The sequence below is a fragment of the Streptomyces sp. CB02058 genome (assembly GCF_001905505.1).
GTDB lineage: Bacteria > Actinomycetota > Actinomycetes > Streptomycetales > Streptomycetaceae > Streptomyces.
On the sequence record NZ_LIPG01000002.1, the window covers coordinates 848,169 to 862,297 of the forward strand.

Sequence of the window (14,129 nt, forward strand, 5' to 3'; positions counted from 1 at the left end):
TCTGGGAAGTTCACCCCGTATAAATCGCTTACATGTACGTCGCAAGCCCCACCACCGCCCGGCACGGTCGCCGTCGGCATCCACGCGAACGGCCGTGCAGCCCGGGGGCAGAGTGTACGACCTCGCCCACGGCCCTCAGCCGGCCGCCGCGCTGCCCGTGAGGGGCGCCTGACCGAGCGGTACGGGCCTGCACACACCAGGAGCCCCGGGCGCCGCGGACGGTTGCGTTCCATTCGTGGCGGGGTCGTGCGCCTCCCCGCACTCCGCCTCGGCCCAGGCCCCGGACCCGGTCCCGGCCTCCGGCGGAGCCTCCAGGACCGCCAGGGCGCAGGGCGCGCCGGGCTGCGCGTACGGCAGGTGCAGCGTGCCCTCCCGGCTCCAGAACGCGGCCCCGGTCAGCCATCCCTGCGGTGCGGCGTACTGGTGCAGCCGCCGTCCCGACGGACGCCAGAGCCCCACCCAGCTGCCCGCCTCCCCGTCGAGGCGCAGGGCGACCGCGCAGCTCTCCGGCATCAGCATCTGGCCCGGCTGTACGGCGATGGGGGTCACGGTCACGTCCGCGGGGCGCAGGCACTCAGGGAACCGCACCGGCAGGCAGCTGCCGAGCACACCCCAGCCGAGGCGCTCGTGGCCCGGTGCGTCGGAGCGGATCAGCAGCAGCCCGCTGTCGGGGTCGGCCAGCAGCAGCCGGTCGTCGCTCCCCGGCGCGATCTGGAGCAGCGGCGTCACCTCGCCGCACCGCCCCAGGTCGACGGCGACGGCCTTCACCGGTCCGCCGCCGGGCAACTGCCGGTCCAGCGCGAGGAGCCGGCCCTCACGGTCCAGCCACGCCCCGCCCGAACAGTGCCCGGGTACGTCCGCGACCTGCTCGGGCCCGAAGGCTCCGCCCGCCACCAGCCAGATGCCGGTGGAGCGTTCGCCGGGCACGAGGGCGTACGCGCTCATGCCGTCCGGCGTCGGGGGGAGCAGGGTGAGATCCGTGCACACGAGGGAACCCAGGGGGAGTTCACCGGTGCCGGGCCCCGTCGGGTAGAGCAGCGAGAAGGCGTGCCGGTCGGCCACCAGACGCCGGATCAGGACCCGCCCGTCGGACAGCGGCAGCACATCGGAGTCCGCCGTCTCCGGCTGGTCGAGGGGGAGGGGTACGGCGTACGGCTCAGGACCGTCGAGCGTCCAGCGCTCGGGGAACCAGGCCGGATCGGCGGCTTCCCGGTCGGCGGCGGTGAGACGCGCGGCGTACGAATGATCGGCGGCGATCGTCAGCGCCGGCGGCGCGGGACGGACCGGAGCGGCGGGTGCCGCGGGCTCGGCGGGGACCATCGGCTCGGCGGGCGCCGCCGCCGCGGTGGGGACCAGGGGCGCGGCGGACGTCACGGGCGCTCCGGACACCCCGGTTCCACCGAGCGCCCCGGTTCCACCGAGCGCCACGGGGCGACCGGGCACCAGGGGTGGGGTGGACGGCATGGGCGGGATGAACGGCACGGTCGTGGCGGCGGCGCCCGCGGACGGGACGACACCGTGGAACACGACGGTCCGCCGTTCCGCGCCGTGCGTGCCGGGATGCGTCACCGCGGCTCCGGGCGGCCTCAGGGCCGCTCTCGGGGGCGCGGGGGCGGCTCCGGGGCGCGTCAGGGCGATTCCCCGGGGGGCCTGGGCGGTTCCCGGGGACGACCGGGGGGCTGCCGGGGTGCCCGTCGCGCTTCCGGGGGCCGCCGCCGGCCGGTCCGCGTCCTCGCCGGGTGCCATCGGTACGGCCGTCGTCGCCGTCCGGTCCACGCCGGGGGCGGGCGGCGCGGCCGCGGCCCTGCGAACCGCCGCCGCGCCGCGCTCCGTACCGCCGCCGGGCGTTGCGGGCATGACAAGGCCCTCGCCGGCGCCCGGCGCGGTCATCCCGCGGCCCGCTCCGGGCGCGGGTGTACGGGGACCGCTGCCGGGGGTGACCGGTGTCCGGAGACCCGCGCCGGCCTCGGGCGTCACCCGCGTCCAGCGGCCGGCGCCGCCCTCCGGCGCGACCTGCTTCCCGCGGTCGGGGCCGCCGTCAGGTGCGACCCACGGCCCGCGCTCGCCACGGCCGTCGCCGTCGGCGACGGCCGCCGTGCCTTGCTGCTCCACGGCATCCTCGGACGCGTCCACGGTGCGACGTCTCTCCGGCTCGGCGGGCTCGTCCGCCTCCGTGGGATCGGCCGAATCGGCGGCGGGTTCCGTGGTCTCGGTGCTTCCGGCGACCCCGGCGGGTTTGTTCTCGATGACACAGGCAGTCATGGTGCGGTCACCTCCGGCAACCGAAGCTAGGTTCGCGCTCCCCACCGGACAACACGAGCCACGCCTCTTCACACATAAGGGTGCCGATGTCCGGATTCGCCTGCGGGGGAGGGGGTGACTGTGCTGCCGCCTTCCGGCCTGCATAAGGTTAGGCATTCCTAAGAATTTCCTGTGTACGCCCCGAACTGGAGCAAGACATGTCCCTCGGACGCCGCGGAACCGCCGCGATGGGCCTCGCGATCGCCGCCGCCCTCTCCCTGTCCGCGTGCGGCGGTGACGCCTCGGACGGCTCGGCCGCCGGTGACTCCGGCGGCGACAAGAAGGCCGCCGTGGCCACCGGCGGCAAGGACTTCGCCGACGCTGCGAAGAAGACGGCGACGTACGGCACGGACGCCGGGGCGGGCGAGTTCCCCCGGACGCTCACCCACGCCATGGGCACCACGAAGCTGGAGTCCGCGCCCGAGCGCGTGGTCGTGCTGGACGTCGGTGAGTTCGACAACGTCGTGTCGCTCGGTGTGAAGCCCGTCGGCTACGCCCCCTCCGAGGGGGACGAGGCGATCCCGTCGTACCTGAAGAAGGACGCGGGGAGCCCGGTGAGCGTGGGCACGATCAACAGCCTCAACCTGGAGGCGATCGCGGGCCTGAAGCCGGACCTGATCCTCGGCAGCCAGCTGCGCGCCGCCGACCTGTACGACGAGCTCTCCGCCATCGCGCCGACGGTCTTCTCCATCCGGCCGGGCTTCACCTGGAAGGAGAACTACCTCCTCAACGCCGCCGCGCTCGACAGGACGGCGAAGGCGACGTCCGAGCTGGCCGCCTACGAGGAGAAGGCGGAGAAGCTCGGCGAGGACATCGGCCCGGACAAGCCGACCATCTCCATGGTCCGCTACCTGCCGGACAAGATCCGCCTCTACGCCAAGGCCTCCTTCATCGGCACGATCCTCCAGGACGTCGGCCTGCCGAGGCCCGAGAACCAGCAGATCGACGACCTCGCCGCGGAGATCAGCCCCGAGAACATCGACCAGGCCGACGCCGACTGGATCTTCACCGGTGTCTACGGCGACGCCAAGGCCACCAAGCGCGACACCGCGCGGGCCAACCCGCTGTGGAAGAACCTCGACGCGGTGAAGGCGGGCCGGGCCAAGGACGTGTCCGACGAGACCTGGTACCTGGGCCTCGGTGTCACCTCCGCGAACCTGGTCCTGGACGACCTGCGCGCCGACCTCGTCGAGTAGCGGCCCGGACCGTCCCACGTAACGATTCGCACCGGCCGCCGGTCCGCCCTCACGGGCTCCGGCGGCCAGGGGCGGCGGGGCACGGCGGACAGGTAGCCTTTCCTCCGTGCCCCGTCTGTCTGAAGTCATCGCCGAGCTCGACGCCCTCTGGCCCCCCGAGCGGGCCGAAGGATGGGACGCCGTCGGCACGGTCTGCGGTGACCCCGGAGCGGAGATCGACCGCGTCCTCTTCGCCGTGGACCCCGTCGAGCGGATCGCCGAAGAGGCCCGCACCCTCGGCGCCCAGCTGATCGTCACCCACCACCCGCTCTATCTGCGCGGTACGACGACGGTCGCGGCCACCACCTTCAAGGGCCGGGTCGTGCACGGGCTCATCAAGCACGACATCGCCCTGCACGTCGCGCACACCAACGCCGACACCGCCGATCCCGGGGTCTCCGACGCCCTCGCCGCCGCCCTGGACCTGCGGATCACCGGCCCGCTCGTGCCCGACGCCGGGGGCCGCCGGGGACTGGGACGGATCTGCGAGCTCGACCACCCCGAGACCCTCCGCGAGTTCGCGGCCCGCGCCGCCGCCCGGCTGCCCGCCACCGCGCAGGGCATCCGGCTGGCGGGCGACCCGGACGCCGTCGTGCGGCGGGTCGCGGTCAGCGGCGGCTCGGGCGACAGCCTCTTCGACGCCGTACGCGCGTCGGGCGTGGACGCCTTCCTCACCGCGGACCTGCGCCACCACCCGGCCTCCGAGGCCGTCCAGCACTCGCCGCTCGGCCTGGTCGATGCCGCACACTGGGCCACCGAGTGGCCCTGGTGCGAGCAGGCCGCCGGGCAGCTCGAAGCGATTTCCGACCGCCACGGATGGGGCCTGCGGGTCCATGTCTCGAAGCAGGTCACCGACCCCTGGACCACCCACCACTCTTCTGGAGCCCCCAACTGAACGCCGCGCCCGCCGACCAGATCCGACTCCTCGAAGTCCAGGCACTCGACGTACGTCTGTCCCAGCTCTCCCACAAGCGCACCTCGCTGCCCGAGCACGCCGAGATCGACTCGCTCAACAGCGACCTCGCGCAGCTGCGCGACCTGCTCGTCGCCTCGCAGACCGAGGAGAGCGACACCACCCGTGAGCAGACCAAGGCGGAGCAGGACGTCGACCAGGTGCGTCAGCGCGCGGTCCGCGACCAGCAGCGGCTCGACTCCGGCGCGGTCTCCTCGCCGAAGGACCTGGAGAGCCTCCAGCGCGAGATCGCCTCGCTCGCCAAGCGCCAGGGCGACCTGGAGGACGTCGTCCTCGAGATCATGGAGCGCCGCGAGTCCGCCCAGGAGCGCGTCGCCGAGCTGACCGAGCGCGTCGGCGCGGTGCAGGGCAAGGTGGACGACGCGACCGCCCGCCGCGACGCGGCCACCCAGGAGCTCGACGCCGAGGCCGCCACCGTGGGCAAGGACCGCGAGGTCGTCGCGGGTTCCGTCCCCGCCGACCTGCTGAAGCTCTACGACAAGCTGCGCACCCAGCAGGGCGGCGTCGGCGCGGCCAGGCTCTACCAGCGTCGCTGCGAGGGCTGCCGCCTGGAGCTCAACATCACCGAGGTCAACGACGTGAAGGCGGCGTCCCCCGACACCGTCCTGCGCTGCGAGAACTGCCACCGCATCCTGGTCCGCACCGCGGACTCGGGCCTGTAGTGTCCGCTCCCCGCCAGCTGGTCGTCGAGGCCGACGGGGGTTCCCGGGGCAACCCGGGGCCCGCCGGCTACGGCGCGGTCGTCCTCGACCCGGCCGACTCCGCGACGCTCGCCGAGGCAGCCGAGTACATCGGCGTCGCCACGAACAACGTCGCGGAGTACAAGGGCCTGATCGCCGGTCTGAAGGCCGTGAGGGAGCTCTTCCCGGACACCCCCGTGCAGGTGCGTGTCCGGATGGACTCCAAGCTGGTGGTCGAGCAGATGTCGGGCCGCTGGAAGATCAAGCATCCCGACATGAAGCCGCTCGCCGAGGAGGCCGCGCGCGTCCTGCCCGCCTCCTCGGTCACGTACGAGTGGATCCCGCGCGCCGAGAACAAGCACGCCGACCGGCTCGCCAACGAGGCCATGGACGCGGGCAAGCGCGGCGGGCAGTGGGAGCCGGCGTCCTCCACGGCCGACCTGGAGACCACACGCGCCTCCGTGCTCTCCGAGCCGCCGCCCCCCGCCGGTCCGCCCGGTGACGCGGCGGCCGGCGCGGCGAGGGTGCGCGCCGCCATGGCCGCCGCCCGGCCGGCGCCGCAGGCGGCCCCGGCCGCGACCGGGCAGGTGGGCTGGGGCGCACCCGACCTGGGCGCGCCCGCGACCTTCATCCTGCTCCGGCACGGCGAGACGGCCCTCACCCCCGAGAAGCGGTTCTCCGGCAGCGGCGGCAGCGACCCCGAGCTCTCCGCCACCGGGCGCCACCAGGCCGCCTGCGCGGCCGAGGCGTTCGCCGCGCGGGGCACGGTCCAGGAGATCGTCAGCTCCCCGCTGCGTCGCTGCCGTGAGACGGCACAGGCGGTGGCCGACCGGCTCGGCCTGGAGGTCCACGTCGAAGAGGGCCTGCGCGAGACGGACTTCGGCGTCTGGGAGGGCCTCACCTTCGCCGAGGTGCGCGAGCGCCACGGCGCCGACCTGACCGCCTGGCTGGCATCGCCCGACGCGGCACCCGCGGGCGGCGAGAGTTTCGCCGAGGTCGCCGAGCGGGTCACGGTCACCCGGGACCGGCTGATCGCCCGCTACAAGGGCCGCACGGTGCTCCTGGTCACCCATGTCACGCCGATCAAGACCCTGGTCAGGCTCGCGCTGGGTGCCCCGCCGGAAGCGCTGTTCCGCATGGAGCTCTCGGCCGCCTCCGTCTCGACGGTGGCGTACTACGCGGACGGCAACCCCTCGCTGAGACTCCTCAACGACACCTCGCACCTGCGGTAAGGGCGCCGCCGGTGACGTGGTCGCAGGGTCTGCTCGGCTTCGTCGCCGGACTCCTCATATCGGTGGCGACCGCGCCCGTGGGGGTGTCCGGCGCGGTGTTCCTGCTGCCGATCCAGGTCAGCGTCCTCGGCGTGCCCAGCCCGGCCGTGACCCCCACCAACCTGCTGTACAACGTGGTGTCGTGCCCCGGGGCCCTGCTGCGCTACCGCAGAAGCGGCCGGCTGCGAGGCCCGCTGACCCGGCTGCTCGTGGCGGGCGCCGTGCCGGGCGTGCTCGTCGGCGCCGTCGTCCGGGTCTTCGCCGTGCCGGGCCCCACGGTGTTCCGCGCGTTCATCGCCGTCCTGCTGCTCCCGCTCGGGCTGTGGCTGTGCGCCCGCACGCTGCGCCCCGCACGGCACGGGCCGCCCGTCCCGCCGCCGTCGCCCCGTGCCACCACCGGACTCGCCCTGGCCGTGGGAGTCGCCGGAGGTGTCTACGGGATCGGCGGCGGCTCGCTGCTCGGCCCGATACTCGTGGGGCGCGGGGTCCCCGTCGCCAAGGTCGCGCCCGCCGCGCTGGCCTGCACGTTCGTGACGTCCCTGGCCGGGGCGGGCGCCTACGCACTGCTGTCCCTGACGGCGACGGGCGACATCGCGCCCGACTGGTCCCTCGGCCTGCTCTGCGGTCTGGGCGGCCTCTGCGGCGGCTATCTGGGGGCCCGTCTTCAGCCCCGCCTCCCCGAAACGGCGCTCCGCCTCCTGCTGGGCGCACTGGCGCTCGGCATCGGTCTGCTGTACGCGGTCCAGACCCTGAGCTGAGCCGGGGACGGACCGGGGGTTCAGCCGCGGCCGGGCGTACGGACCAGGGTCCGGCCACGGCCGGATGCCCGCGCCGCGATCCCGCGTTCAGCCGCGGCCGAGCCCCGAGGCCTCCGCCGCCAGCCGCTCCACGCGGGCCCAGTCCTTCGCCGCGACGGCGTCGCCGGGCACCATCCAGCTGCCGCCCACGCAACCGACGTTGGGCAGTGCGAGATACGAGGGCGCGGAGGCGAGCGAGATGCCGCCCGTCGGGCAGAACCGTGCCTGCGGAAGGGGGGAGGCCAGCGCCTTCAGATAGGCGGTGCCGCCCGCCGCCTCGGCCGGGAAGAACTTCATCTCGGTGACCCCGCGCTCCAGCAGCGCCACCACCTCCGACGTCGTCGACACCCCCGGCAGGAACGGCACCCCCGAAGCCTTCATCGCGTCCAGCAGCGCGTCCGTCCAGCCCGGGCTGACCAGGAAACGGGCCCCGGCCGTGACGGTCGCGGTCACATGCTCCGGGGAGATCACCGTGCCCGCGCCCACCACGGCATCCGGCACCTGCGCCGCGATCGCGCGGATCGCGTCGAGGGCGGCGGCCGTGCGCAGCGTGACCTCGATCGCGGGCAGCCCGCCCGCGACGAGCGCGCGGGCCAGCGGCACCGCGTCGGCCGCGTCCTCCAGGACGACGACGGGGACGACGGGGGCGAGGTCCAGTACGGATGCGGACACGGCGGCTGGCGCGGAGGAGGTCATGGGCTCATCCTGCCGCGAGGACCGCACAGCACGCAACGAGCGTTGCGCATGCTGCAACGCCCTGGTGGGATGGGTCAGTGGATCTCGGTGACCACCACGTCGAGGGCCCAGGGCCGGCCCGCCCGTCCCGGGGCCTGCGCCTCCACGACGTAACCCAGATCGCGCAGCACCTCGACGAGCTCCGCCGGGCCCTTGGGCCCGGCCCCCGCCAGCAGCAGATCGCGGACCATCCGGCCCTTGGTCGCCTTGTTGAAGTGGCTGACCACGGACCGCTTCTCCACGCCGTTCACCAGCTGGGACTGCAGCACCCGCACGCTCGCCGTGCGCTCCGCGACCTCGCCGGCGGGCTTCCACGCACCGGCGTACGCCGATGAGCGCAGGTCCAGGACCAGCCCGTCCCCGGCCGCCTCCGGCATGACCGACGCCATCGGGGCGCGCCAGTGCGCGTTCAGCGCCCCCAGGCCCGGCAGCTTGACCCCCATCGAACAGCGGTAGGACGGAATCCGGTCGCCGACCCGCACCGCGCCCCACAGCCCGGAGAAGACCAGCAGCGACTTCCCGGCCCGCCGCTTGGCCGCGGCGTCCAGGGTGGCCAGGCCGAGGGCGTCGTAGAGCACCCCGGTGTAGATCTTCCCGGCGGGCCGGGTCCCGGCCGTGCGCAGCTCCGTGTTCTTGGCGATCTCGCCGCGCAGCCCCTCGCTCAGCCCGAGGACCTCGCGGGCCTTCTCCTCGTCCGCCAGGCACAGCTCGACCAGCTCGTCGAGGATCGCCGCCCGTGCGTCGGCGAGGCCCGGCAGCGAGAGGGACTCCGGCTTCAGCGGTGCCCCGCGCCCCGATGCGGCCTTACCTTCGGAGGGCGGCAACAGCACGAGCACGGGCGTTCTCCTTCATACGCGGCACAGGCCCCGCACCTGCGAAAGCCCTCCGGCCAGGGTACGGGCCGGTGCGCGGAGGCCCGGCCGGGAGCGGGCGCCACGGCCCCCGGAGCGGTCCCCGCAGACCGGGATGCCGACGCCCCCGCCCCGGCCTACGCTCGGTGCATGCCCCGTCGCCAGCTTCATGTGACCGGTGCGGACGGCACCCCGCTGCGGGCGGCTCTGCGTGCCCTGCGTACCCGGCTCGAACTGCCCGCCGACTTCCCGCCCGCCGTCCTGGCCGAGGCGGAGGAGGCCGCGAAGTCCCCGGACCTCTCCGCCCACGAGGACGCCACGGATCTGCCGTTCCTCACCATCGACCCGCCCGCGTCCACGGACCTCGACCAGGCCGTACACCTGGAGCGGCGCCCGCACGGCTTCCGGGTGAACTACGCCATCGCCGACGTCGCGGCCTTCGTCCGGCCGGGCGGTGCGCTGGACGCCGAGGCCCACCGCCGGGTGACGACCCTGTACTTCCCCGACGGCAGGATCCCCCTGCACCCCGCCGTGCTCTCCGAAGGCGCGGCGAGCCTCCTTCCCGGCGTGACCCGTCCCGCCGCGCTCTGGCGGATCGACCTCGACCCCGAGGGCCGCACCGTCGCCGTCGAGGTGCGCCGGGCCCTCGTACGCAGTCGCGCGAAGCTCGACTACGCGGGCGTCCAGCGGCAGATCGACGCCGGCACCGCGGAGGAGCCGCTCGCCCTGCTGAAGGTCATCGGCACGCTGCGCGAACAGCAGGAGATCGCCCGGGGCGGCATCTCGCTCAACGTCCCCGAGCAGGAGATCGTCGACCACGGCGGCAGCTACGGCCTCGGCTACCGCGTGCCCCTGCCCGCCGACGGCTGGAACGCCCAGCTCTCCCTGCTCACCGGCATGTCCGCCGCCCGCATCATGCGGGACTCGGGCACCGGCATCCTCCGTACGCTGCCGGTGGCCCCCGACGGAGCCGTCGCCCGGCTCAGGCTCTGCGCCGAGGCCCTGCGCATCGACTGGCCGCACCACGTCCCGTACGCCGAGGTCGTCCGCTCCCTCGACCCGGCCCGGGGCAGCCACGCCGCGTTCCTCCAGGAGTGCACGACGCTCCTGCGCGGCGCCGGCTACAGCGTCTTCGAGCACGGCGACCTCCCCACCCCCGCCGTGCACGCCGCCGTCGCCGAGCTCTACACGCACTGCACCGCGCCGCTGCGCCGCCTCGTCGACCGTTACGCCGCCGAGCTGTGCCTCGCCGCGACCGCGGGGCGCGAACCGCCGGAATGGGTGCTCCGGACGCTGCCCGCCGTGCCCGAGGAGATGGCCGGGGGCACCCGCCGCGCCAACACCGTGGAGCGCGAGTGCGTCGACCTGGTCGAGGCGGCACTGGTCGCGGACCGGGTGGGCGAGGTCTTCGACGGCTTCGTGATCGACGTCAAGGACAACGATCCGGCCGTCGGCACCGTCCACATCGAGGACCCGGCGATCGTCGCCCGTATCGAGTCCGGCACCCGCCTCCCCCTGGGCGAACGGCTGCGGGTGCGCCTCGCCCGGGCCGCCCCCGGCGCGCAGAACCTGCTGTTCACCCCCGCGTGAGGCCAGGGGAAGGTCCCCCGGCGACCGGCTTGTCCCCCTCTCGTACGATCACGTCCTCGGCTACGGACCGCGTACCGACTCCGTACCAGGGAAGGTCTCCTGCGTGACTGACCTCGCAGCCGTCCCCGTGGCCGGCAGGCCCCGGCAGATCGTCGCCGCCGCACGCGTCCTTCTGGAGTCGGAGGGCCCGGAGGCGCTCACCATGCGCAGGCTGGCCGACCGGGTCGGCGTCAAGGCGTCGTCCCTCTACAAGCACTTCCCCGACAAGTCGTCCGTGGTGACCGCCCTGGCCACGGAGACGCTCCGGGAGACCGCCGGTGTGCTGGCAGCCGCCGAGGCCGCCGCCCCGGGCTCCTTCTCCGCGCTCGCCACCGCCTACCGCGCCTACGCCCTGGCCCACCCGCACCTCTACCTCCTCACCATGGGCCGCGCCCTCCCCGCGACCGGCGCGGCGGACGCGGCGGCGGCCCCGCTGCTCCGTGCGTCGGGCGGCGACATCGACCGCGCGCGGGCCGCCTGGGCCTTCGCCCACGGGATGGTGGTCCTGGAGCTGAACGGCCGCTTCCCTCCGGGCGCCGACCTCTCGGCGGCCTGGGAGGCGGGGATCGCGGCTTTCACCGTCCGGTCCGCCGGGTAGCATGGCCACCACGGCAGACGAGCCGGGCGGACGGCCGCGTGAGGATCTCCGGATCCTCCCGAGGAACGTCCGGGCTCCACAGGGCAGGGTGATGGCTAACGGCCACCCGGGGTGACCCGCGGGACAGTGCCACAGAAAACAGACCGCCCGGGACTCCGGTCCCGGGTAAGGGTGAAACGGTGGTGTAAGAGACCACCAGCGTCCGAGGCGACTCGGACGGCTAGGTAAACCCCACCCGGAGCAAGGTCAAGAGGGAGCACCCCGGTGCTCCTGCGCGAACGTCCGAGGGCTGCCCGCCCGAGTTCGCGGGTAGACCGCACGAGACCGGCAGCAATGCCGGTCCTAGATGGATGGCCGTCTCCCCGGCCGCCGCGAGGCGACCGGGCGACAGAACCCGGCGTACAGCCCGACTCGTCTGCCGCCTCCGTCCTTCAGGGGCGGGGCGGAGGCCCTTTCCGTTTCCTCGGGGGCCCGCCCGGCGGCCAGGGGGCCCGGGAATCGTTCCGTTACCCGGTGGAGGGCAACCGATCACCCGTTTCCATGGTCGAACCGACGTGACCAGAAGCCACCTCCTCCCCCTCTGCGCCGTCACCGCCTCCGCGACCCTGCTGCTGACCGCCTGCAGCGGTGGCGCGGCCGACGACAAGCCCGCCCACCCGGTCTTCGGCGTACCGGTCGAACAGCAGCCCCGCCAGGCGCTGCTGACGACTCAGGCCGCGCGTACGGCGAGCTTCACCCAGACCCTCACCTTCACCTCGGAGTCGGGCGACACCGTGCGGACGTCCTCGGGACGGATCGACTTCCCCGGCGGCAGGGCCGTCGGTTCGAGTGACTGGGTGCTGGCCGGCGACCTGCCGGAGGAGGCCAAGGACGTACTGCTGGGCGTCAGGCTGGGAACCGGGCGTGCCCCCGCGCGGACCCGGGTGGCGGTCGAGCCGGACACCATCCGGCTGCGCGCGGGCGAAGCGGGCTACTGGCTGCGTTACGAAGGCTCCTTCGACGCGTTCGGAACCGGCGCCGCGGTCGACGCGCTGCGCGGATCGGAGGCGGCGTTCGGCGGCACACTCCTGGAAGTCCTCAGCGGGGCCCAGAAGGTGAAGCAGGCGCCGGGGAAGAAGGGCGGTCGCACCTACGAGGCACAGCTCACCGCCTTCAACGCCCTGCGGATGTTCCCCAAGGATCTCGGCTCCGAACTCACGGCCGACATCGACCCGAACGGTACGGCGACGCCCGTGTCGCTCAGCATCACCGCGGATGCCAAGGGGCGCGTCATCGCGGCGGAGGCCGATCTCTCGGGCCTGCTCGACAGGAAGGACAGCGCCCTCGCCGGAACGACCGGACTGCGCGCCGCCCTGAGGATGAGCGGATTCGGGGCTTCCGCACCGGCCATGCCCGCCGCGTCGGAGCGCACGCTCGACGCGGAGGAGGCGGTCGTGGCGGTCGGTGACATGAAGAAGGGCGGATGCGCCGATCTCACGACCGGCACCCGCACCCTCGACCTGGCGGTGTCCGTCCCCTGCGAGCAGCCGCACGAAGCCCGCGTCTACGCCCACGCACGGTTCGACCCGACGTACCCGGGCCACAAGAAGGCCAGGCGGATGGCCGCGGAGAGGTGCCAGGACGCGTACCGGTCGGCTCCCGAGGCATGGACGGGGGAGGCGGCCGAGAAGGACCGCTTCTGGTACACCTGGCCGGGCGAGACCAGGTGGGGCGTCGGAGCCGATCCGGTGGTCACGTGCTTCGTCGAGACACGCTGACGGAAGATCGCCGGTTCCAGCCCGTGGCGGCGACGCGAGCGGTCGCTGCCGGGCGCGTATCCCGGGGCGTCAGCGGCGTGCGGCCCGGCGGTCAGATCCCGGTGGTGGCGCTCTCGAGGTCCAGGGTCCAGGTCTGGCTGATGAGGTCATGCCCGAAGCCGCGGGTGGGTTCCTCGTCGGCGAGGGTGAAGCCGAAGTGCTCGTAGATCCTGCGTGCGGACACCAGATTGCCGGTGGTCCACAGTGTCACCCCGTCGTATCCGGCCGTGCGGGCGAAGGCCAGGGCCTCGGCGACGAGGCGGGTGCCCAGGCCGAGGCCCCGGGCGGCCGGGGTGACGAGCAGGATCCGCAACTTGGCCACCTGCGGTTCCTCGCCGGCGACGAGGAGCACGCAGCCCGCGCGTTCGCCGTCGACCTCGGCGATCCATCCGGCCTCCGTCGCCGGGGAGTGCCCCGCCGCGTAGTCGGCGACGACGCCCGCGACCAGGGCCTCGAAGTCGGCGTCCCAGCCGAACTGCCCGGCGTAGATCTCGCCATGGGTCATCACCATCCAGCCCAGGTCACCCGGCCGTTCGGCACTGCGGATCACGACCTCCCGCCGGTCGTCGGCTCCTTGCGGCATCACGCACTCTCCGGTACCAGTAATGACTCAGGGCTACTGACACGAGTGTGTCAGTAGCCCTAGGCTAGATCCATGCCCGCCGACACCGCAAACCCCTCCGCCCGCCGGACCGAGCTCCTCGAAGCCGCCTACCGGTACGCACTCACCCATGGGCTCGCCTCGCTGTCCCTGCGCCCGCTGGCCGAAGCCGTCGGCTCCAGCACCCGCGTGCTGATGTTCCTGTTCGGCAACAAGGACGGGCTGGTCGAGGCCCTGCTGCAGCGGGCCCGCGCCGACGAGCTGGAACTCCTGGCCGGTCTCCGCCGCGCCGACCGCCCCGTGGGGCTCGGCATCGCGGCCGGTCAGGTGTGGGCATGGCTCGCCGCACCGGAGCACCGCGGGCTGCTGCGGCTGTGGGCCGAGGCCTACGCCCGGTCCCTCGTCGAACCGGACGGTGCCTGGGCCGGGTTCGCGAAGGCCACCGTCGACGACTGGCTCGACGTCCTCGCCGCCTGCCAGCCGCGGGCCGAGAGGGACGGTGAGCACGGGGTGCTCCGCCGCACCCTGACCCTGGCGATCCTGCGCGGGGCCCTGCTCGATCTGCTCGCCACGGACGACGAGCCCCGGGTGACCGCCGCGGTCCGGCTGCATCTGGCCGCGCTTGATTCCGTCTGAGGGCCGGGGCGTCAGTGGGTGGGAGC

Annotated in this window: 13 protein-coding genes and 1 other RNA gene; 10 read left to right on the forward strand and 4 right to left on the reverse strand. The window is 73.9% G+C overall.

Going from position 1 to position 14,129, the window contains the following annotated elements; all coding sequences use genetic code 11:
* Nucleotides 1-135: 135 nt before the first annotated feature.
* Entirely contained in the window at nucleotides 136-1,464 is a 1,329-nt protein-coding gene (locus AMK10_RS11005; protein ID WP_382564223.1) for a hypothetical protein, read from the reverse strand.
* 995 nt (nucleotides 1,465-2,459) lie between these two features.
* Here AMK10_RS11005 and AMK10_RS11010 point away from each other — a divergent pair.
* The 5 genes from AMK10_RS11010 to AMK10_RS11030 all read left to right on the forward strand — a co-directional run bounded on the left by AMK10_RS11010 (nucleotide 2,460) and on the right by AMK10_RS11030 (nucleotide 7,218).
* Nucleotides 2,460-3,497 (forward strand): ABC transporter substrate-binding protein, encoded by a 1,038-nt coding sequence (locus tag AMK10_RS11010; RefSeq protein ID WP_073747441.1) that lies wholly within the window; start codon nucleotides 2,460-2,462, stop codon nucleotides 3,495-3,497.
* Nucleotides 3,498-3,603: 106 nt separating this feature from the next.
* Nucleotides 3,604-4,431, forward strand: a complete 828-nt coding sequence (locus tag AMK10_RS11015; RefSeq protein ID WP_073747443.1) for a Nif3-like dinuclear metal center hexameric protein — start codon at nucleotides 3,604-3,606, stop codon at nucleotides 4,429-4,431.
* Entirely contained in the window at nucleotides 4,428-5,171 is a 744-nt protein-coding gene (locus AMK10_RS11020) for a zinc ribbon domain-containing protein (protein ID WP_198959695.1), read from the forward strand. The genes AMK10_RS11015 and AMK10_RS11020 overlap by 4 nt, the downstream gene beginning before the upstream one ends.
* Nucleotides 5,171-6,421 carry a bifunctional RNase H/acid phosphatase gene (locus tag AMK10_RS11025; protein ID WP_073747446.1) on the forward strand — a complete coding sequence of 417 codons (1,251 nt, stop codon included), beginning with the start codon at nucleotides 5,171-5,173 and terminating at the stop codon, nucleotides 6,419-6,421. Before AMK10_RS11020 ends, AMK10_RS11025 begins: the two co-directional genes overlap by 1 nt.
* Nucleotides 6,422-6,432: 11 nt before the next feature.
* Nucleotides 6,433-7,218 carry a sulfite exporter TauE/SafE family protein gene (locus AMK10_RS11030; protein WP_073747448.1) on the forward strand — a complete coding sequence of 262 codons (786 nt, stop codon included), beginning with the start codon at nucleotides 6,433-6,435 and terminating at the stop codon, nucleotides 7,216-7,218.
* An 87-nt stretch (nucleotides 7,219-7,305) separates the two neighbouring features.
* Here AMK10_RS11030 and eda read toward each other — a convergent pair whose 3' ends face one another.
* Together eda and yaaA are read right to left on the reverse strand one after the other, a co-directional pair.
* Nucleotides 7,306-7,953, reverse strand: coding sequence for a bifunctional 4-hydroxy-2-oxoglutarate aldolase/2-dehydro-3-deoxy-phosphogluconate aldolase (eda, locus tag AMK10_RS11035; protein ID WP_073747450.1), 648 nt, complete (start codon nucleotides 7,951-7,953; stop codon nucleotides 7,306-7,308).
* A gap of 74 nt (nucleotides 7,954-8,027) precedes the next feature.
* The gene (gene yaaA, locus AMK10_RS11040; RefSeq protein WP_073747452.1) at nucleotides 8,028-8,828 is read right to left on the reverse strand and encodes a peroxide stress protein YaaA; all 801 of its coding nucleotides are present in this window, start codon (nucleotides 8,826-8,828) and stop codon (nucleotides 8,028-8,030) included.
* 165 nt (nucleotides 8,829-8,993) lie between these two features.
* Here yaaA and AMK10_RS11045 point away from each other — a divergent pair, with 165 nt between their 5' ends.
* The 4 genes from AMK10_RS11045 (at nucleotide 8,994) to AMK10_RS11060 (ending at nucleotide 12,827) form a co-directional block, all read left to right on the forward strand.
* Nucleotides 8,994-10,433 (forward strand): RNB domain-containing ribonuclease, encoded by a 1,440-nt coding sequence (locus tag AMK10_RS11045; RefSeq protein WP_073747454.1) that lies wholly within the window; start codon nucleotides 8,994-8,996, stop codon nucleotides 10,431-10,433.
* Between the two features lie 103 nt (nucleotides 10,434-10,536).
* Complete coding sequence (locus AMK10_RS11050) at nucleotides 10,537-11,070, forward strand: TetR/AcrR family transcriptional regulator (RefSeq protein WP_073747456.1); 534 nt, start codon at nucleotides 10,537-10,539, stop codon at nucleotides 11,068-11,070.
* A gap of 18 nt (nucleotides 11,071-11,088) precedes the next feature.
* Nucleotides 11,089-11,488: RNase P RNA component class A (rnpB, locus tag AMK10_RS11055), an RNA gene on the forward strand.
* Nucleotides 11,489-11,624: 136 nt separating this feature from the next.
* Entirely contained in the window at nucleotides 11,625-12,827 is a 1,203-nt protein-coding gene (locus AMK10_RS11060; RefSeq protein ID WP_073747458.1) for a hypothetical protein, read from the forward strand.
* 91 nt (nucleotides 12,828-12,918) lie between these two features.
* Here the strand turns inward: AMK10_RS11060 and AMK10_RS11065 are convergent, their stop codons facing one another.
* Nucleotides 12,919-13,449, reverse strand: coding sequence for a GNAT family N-acetyltransferase (locus tag AMK10_RS11065; protein ID WP_073747460.1), 531 nt, complete (start codon nucleotides 13,447-13,449; stop codon nucleotides 12,919-12,921).
* A 72-nt stretch (nucleotides 13,450-13,521) separates the two neighbouring features.
* On the opposite strand from AMK10_RS11065, the gene AMK10_RS11070 reads away from it, so the two are divergent.
* Nucleotides 13,522-14,103 carry a TetR family transcriptional regulator gene (locus AMK10_RS11070; protein ID WP_073747462.1) on the forward strand — a complete coding sequence of 194 codons (582 nt, stop codon included), beginning with the start codon at nucleotides 13,522-13,524 and terminating at the stop codon, nucleotides 14,101-14,103.
* Nucleotides 14,104-14,129 lie beyond the last annotated feature (26 nt).

Excerpts from the sequence above, each read along its gene's own strand:
- AMK10_RS11005 (WP_382564223.1), bottom strand. The coding sequence starts at position 1,464 with ATGCCGTCCACCCCACCCCTGGTGCCCGGTCGCCCCGTGGCGCTCGGT.
- AMK10_RS11010 (WP_073747441.1), top strand. The coding sequence starts at position 2,460 with ATGTCCCTCGGACGCCGCGGAACCGCCGCGATGGGCCTCGCGATCGCC.
- eda (WP_073747450.1), bottom strand. The coding sequence starts at position 7,953 with ATGACCTCCTCCGCGCCAGCCGCCGTGTCCGCATCCGTACTGGACCTC.
- AMK10_RS11045 (WP_073747454.1), top strand. The coding sequence starts at position 8,994 with ATGCCCCGTCGCCAGCTTCATGTGACCGGTGCGGACGGCACCCCGCTG.
- AMK10_RS11065 (WP_073747460.1), bottom strand. The coding sequence starts at position 13,449 with ATGCCGCAAGGAGCCGACGACCGGCGGGAGGTCGTGATCCGCAGTGCC.
- AMK10_RS11070 (WP_073747462.1), top strand. The coding sequence starts at position 13,522 with ATGCCCGCCGACACCGCAAACCCCTCCGCCCGCCGGACCGAGCTCCTC.